General features: G+C 78.2%; 1 protein-coding gene. It reads right to left on the bottom strand.

All coding sequences use genetic code 11. The features are described 5' to 3' along the window. Window positions 1–74 precede the first annotated feature (74 nt). A partial coding sequence (locus tag ICW40_RS20060; RefSeq protein ID WP_221655743.1) for a hypothetical protein occupies window positions 75–1,100 on the bottom strand: 1,026 nt, incomplete at its 5' end.

The following is a 1,100-nucleotide window of genomic DNA, read 5'->3' as shown; positions in this document are numbered from 1 at the left end:
CGTCGGCGCCGCTCGCGACCGCGCGGCCCTGCGCGGTGCCGGCGCGGACGCCGCTCACGGCGCCGACCCGCGCGTCATCGCGACGGCTCCAGGTCGAGGGCGCTCTCCGCGACGGCGAGCACGGTCCACACGGCGCCGTCACCGCTGATGAGCTCGTACGTCGGGAGCAGCGCGGCCGCCCCGTCCGGGAGCGTGTGCAGCGCGGACCCGAGCCGGACGTCGACGATCGTCACCTCGGTGACCGGCCACGCGAACGGCGCTCCGGCCTCCGGGGTGGTCGGCAGCTGCGGCGTCGTCGGCTCCGCCGGCATCTCGGCCATCGCTCCGGGCTCCCCGTCGAGGAGGCGCACCGGTCCGCTCCCGCCGCTGCCGAACCGCGGGTCGCCCAGCCGCTCGACCGCCTCGGTCGGGCTGACGACGTCGTACTCGCCCAGCTCGACGGCGGGGGCGAGGGGCCCGTACAGCGACTGCAGGCCGCCGCCGGTCAGCGACGCGCTCCACGCCAGGCCGGTGCGCTGACCGCCCACCACCTGGTGCGCGTTCACGTAGGTCCACATCTCGTCGCCGTAGTCCTCGGCCGCGAGCTCGAACCCGGCCGGGTCGAGCCCGAGCGCCGTGAGCGCGTCACGCACGACGGCGACCGCCGCCTCCCCGCGGGGCGCCTGCCCGAGGTCGCGGTCGCCGCACGGCTGCGGCTCCGGGAGCGCGATCGACGGCTCGGTGAGGTCGGCCGCCCCGGACGAGCCCTCGCCCGCAGCCCCGGACGTCGCCGGACCCGACGACGACGCGTCGCCCGACGTGGGCGCGTCAGGTCCGACGCACGCCCACGGGTCCTTGGCGGGGTCGTAGTAGTTGAAGGACGCCGTGCCGTCCGGGTAGAGGGTCACGCCGGCCGCCGAGCCGTCCCGCGGGCCCACGGTCCACACGCCGTCGACCAGCTCCGCCTCGCCGGCGACGCCGAGCGCGGCCGCGGCGGATGCCGCGGCCTCCTGCGTGAACGCCGCGGCCGGGTCGAAGCCCCACGCAGGAGCGCGGCCGCCGTCGGTCGGCAGGCCGGACGCCCGGAACACGGTGCGGCCCCAGCCGCCCCAGGCCAGGTC

The organism is Actinotalea ferrariae (assembly GCF_019733465.1).
Taxonomy (GTDB): Bacteria; Actinomycetota; Actinomycetes; order Actinomycetales; family Cellulomonadaceae; genus Actinotalea; species Actinotalea ferrariae_A.
Note: the sequence above shows the minus strand (reverse complement) of the source record. Positions and strands in the feature narration are given on the sequence as shown.